The organism is uncultured Lactobacillus sp., from assembly GCF_902491705.1.
GTDB lineage: Bacteria > Bacillota > Bacilli > Lactobacillales > Lactobacillaceae > Lactobacillus.
Genome location: NZ_CABUIW010000094.1, coordinates 1 through 3,748 on the forward strand (window position 1 = coordinate 1; position 3,748 = coordinate 3,748).

The following is a 3,748-nucleotide window of genomic DNA, read 5'->3' on the forward strand; positions in this document are numbered from 1 at the left end:
AAATGAAATCCGAAGATTTCATCTAACTCCGCTTATTATTAGGGACTTATGTCACGGCCCCTTTTGTTTTAAAGTTGATTCATGTAGAGATGATTTAGGCGACGAACACCCTCACTCGGTATTATCATCTTAAAGGGAGTCGTGAAAAGCTTCCAACTAACACAAGGAAAGAATTAAAATTAAAGCGTTTTCTACCCATTTTCCACTACTTCGTGCAATAATAAACATGTTGATAGATAACTTTGCTAATCATAAAAGGAGATCTTAGTATGGTTGAAGAACAAAAAGTCGCTGTTATTACTGGTAGTAGTCGTGGCATTGGTAAAGGAATTGCTGAACAGCTCGGTAAGGATGGCTATGCAATGGTTATTAATGGCTACCATAAAGACGAAACCGATAAAACTACTAAGGAATTAGCTGATAAGGGATTTAAGGTTGTTTCTGCTCCAGGTGATGTTTCCAAGAAGAGTACTCACGAAATGCTTGTTAAGGCAGCCGTTGATAATTTTGGTCGTCTTGATACTTACATTAATAATGCAGGGATTGCTCAAATTGGCAACTTACTTGACGAATCTGCAGAAGACTTCCATAAGATCTATGCAACAAATGTTGACAGTGTTCTCTTTGGTATTCAGGCAGCTGCCGAACAATTTAAGAAGCAAGATGATGGTGATAAAATTCGTAAGATTATCAATGCTTCAAGTATTGCTGGACATATCAGTTATGATCAACTCGGTGCCTACTCTTCAACTAAGTTTGCTATCCGTGGTTTAACTCAAGTTGCTGCTAAAGAATTAGCTAAGTTTAACATCACCGTTAATGCCTATTGCCCTGGTATCGTTGGTACTGATATGTGGGACTTCATCGACGAAAAGATGGTGGAAGAAAACGGTGGTGAAAAGGGTCAATACCTAAAGGCAGCTATCGACGGAATCGCCCTTGGTCGTGTCGAACACTCATCAGATGTTGCTAACTTTGTATCTTACCTTGCTTCAACCAAGTCCGACTACATGACCGGTCAAGCAGTCCAAATCGACGGTGGGGTTCAATTTATTTAATTAAGTTTTACGGATGCGTCTATATAAAATTTTAAATATTATAATGTAGCATTTTCCTATAAGCATGAAAAAGTTAGTGAGGCTCTGTATCCCCTCAAATATATAATCGATAAAATTATTTTAGGCGACTTGATTGCGGAATTGTTCCGTGATCAAGCCGTCTTTGCATAAGAAAGAAAAAAGGACTCTACATCAAGTAAAGTTGATCAGAAACTTTCTTCGAGAAACAGAAGAACTGAAGTTAAATAAAAATCATCCATGACATGTAAATCACTCTTACAATACCTTGTCATAGATGATTTGATCTATTAATTAACCTTAATCTCTTTGTCTACTTTGTTGAGAATCGAACATTTTACCTCTTGATCCACACTATCCTATATATAAAACCTTAATCTAATTATCATTAGTAAAAAAGTCATCTAGCTCATACGTAACTACCGGTTTCACATACAATTGGTATTTAGCCACTAGATCAATTAGTTTTGAACCGTCAATTAGTGTGATAATTCTTGTTCCGGTTCTTGAGGCTTTAATTGCATCTCTAGTAAACGATGAAGTTGTAATAAAAATACCATATTCTGAGCGATACTTATCCATTGCCCCACGAAACTTATCTATTTCTGGCGATGAAACAAGGTGATTAGAATTCCACTTCTTTGCCTGAATTGCAACACGAGTTGTTCTAAAATCATCAGTAGTCATATAACCATAGCCATCAATTCCACCATCACCACTTAACTTTACCCCAATATTTTCATCAATATCAACGTTCATTTTTCTAACTAAGGCACGACAAAATAGTTCAAATTTTGCTGGTGAAAGATTATTCAACGCTTTTAGAAGTTTGGTTCGCCAAGGTTCATCAGCCAGTTCTATATCATCCTCTGCTTTTCCATTCTCCTGAATATTTTTGACTTTGGATTTTGCTTTCCACATCGGCAAGGTAATATCATAAATCTTTTTATTCAGTTCTTGCTGGTTACCATTAAAGGTTCTACCTTTTTCTGTTAGCAAAACTTCTCCAGAATGTGGTCGATCCAAAAGTTTAGCCATGACCAAGTTTGCTACTGCAAAATTAAACGGAAAGTTAAACGGCAAATATTCATTACCTTTACGTGATTTTCTTGTAGTAACTAATACATTTTCTGGAATGTAACTGTCATTAGCTACCACAATGTTTTTTAATTCCTTTGTACTGGCCTGCCCACCTAATTTTTTCAATCCCCTAAGAATTGGTAGCATTAAATATGCTTCCTGCTCTCGCCTATTTAGTTCATTAAACGTCTTCATTAACCCATGACCTGCACTTTCGATTCAATAAAATTAATTTTTTAAGATGAGGTATATTTCTGATTTTAATTATACAATTGGGTAACCTGTTTTTGTATTAGAGATGTAGGTGATTTACAGTAAATATGCTGAATAATTTTGAAAATTAAACTTTTCGTTTATTGTGAAGGATAATATTTCACGGAATAATCAATTATTTTTTGCTTATTTATAATAATCAATGTATGGGAGCAGCGTAAGTTCAAAAATAGTGTCTCAAGAATAACTAAACATGATAATAATTCGGACTTGCCTCATATAGAATATGAAAATATTAATTCAGGAATGGGTAGCTTAAAAAATAGAATCTCAGAATTACATACAGAAAAAGACGGTGTAGTTTTCCAAAAAAACGACATTTTATTTGGAAAATTACGACCATACTTAAAGAATTGGTATTTTGCTAATTTTGATGGGATAGCTGTTGGTGACTTTTGGATTTTAAGATCTGATAATATCTACCCTAAATTCGTATATTATTTAATTCAAACAGAGAAATTTTTTTCAATTAGCAATCTTTCATCTGGTTCAAAAATGCCTAGATCTGACTGGAACTTAGTATCAAATTATAAATTTCAATTTCCACAAAAAATACAAGAATCTATGAACATTGGTCAACTGTTATCAGTATTAGACAAACTACTTTCTCTCCAGCAACGAAAATTAGAGCAATTAAAGCAGTTAAAAAAGGCAATGCTGCAAAAAATTTCTAATCATAAATTAATGGTTGATGATAAAGAATATGAAAATATGAAAGTTAAAGTAGCGGATATTTACACTGTTACAAGAGGAAATGTCTTAGCAAAAGGGAAAATTTCTCCCCAAAAAAGTAACAAATATTTATATCCAGTATATTCATCGCAAACAAAAAATGATGGTTTAATGGGATATTACGAGAAATATTTATTTGAAAATGCAATAACATGGACTACAGATGGTGCAAATGCGGGTACAGTAAAATATCGTGAAGGAAAATTCTATAGTACTAATGTTAATGGTGTCTTATTATCTAATAAAGGATACGCCAATAAATTAGCAGCTAGTCTATTAAATCAAGTAGCATTTAAATATGTTTCCCATGTTGGAAACCCAAAGTTAATGAATAATGTTATGAAAGAAATTACTTTTCAGATTCCTAAAAACGTAAAGGTCCAAATTAAGTTATCTAAATACTTAGCTCTATTAGAAAAGTCGATTGATAATCAATTAGTTATAGAAAATGAGTATAAAAAACTAAGAAAGTTCCTTCTCCAAAAACTTTTCATCTAAGCATTGCACAAAACTATCCTCCAACGAATAATACGAGAGTGTCAATAATTTTGTGTACTTTTGAAAATCCTTCTCTGTATGAAATGCTT

3 protein-coding genes are annotated in these 3,748 nt (G+C 33.3%); 2 read left to right on the top strand and 1 reads right to left on the bottom strand.

Features of this window, described 5'->3' with window-relative positions:
• Positions 1–269 precede the first annotated feature (269 nt).
• The gene (locus RDN22_RS11065) at positions 270–1,058 is read left to right on the top strand and encodes an acetoin reductase (protein WP_278548618.1); all 789 of its coding nucleotides are present in this window, start codon (positions 270–272) and stop codon (positions 1,056–1,058) included.
• 396 nt (positions 1,059–1,454) lie between these two features.
• On the opposite strand, the gene RDN22_RS11070 is transcribed toward RDN22_RS11065, so the two are convergent.
• A complete protein-coding gene (locus RDN22_RS11070; protein WP_308558130.1) occupies positions 1,455–2,303 on the bottom strand; it encodes a restriction endonuclease in 849 nt (282 codons plus the stop codon).
• A 309-nt stretch (positions 2,304–2,612) separates the two neighbouring features.
• On the opposite strand from RDN22_RS11070, the gene RDN22_RS11075 reads away from it, so the two are divergent.
• The gene (locus RDN22_RS11075; RefSeq protein ID WP_308558131.1) at positions 2,613–3,659 is read left to right on the top strand and encodes a restriction endonuclease subunit S; all 1,047 of its coding nucleotides are present in this window, start codon (positions 2,613–2,615) and stop codon (positions 3,657–3,659) included.
• Positions 3,660–3,748: the final 89 nt, after the last annotated feature.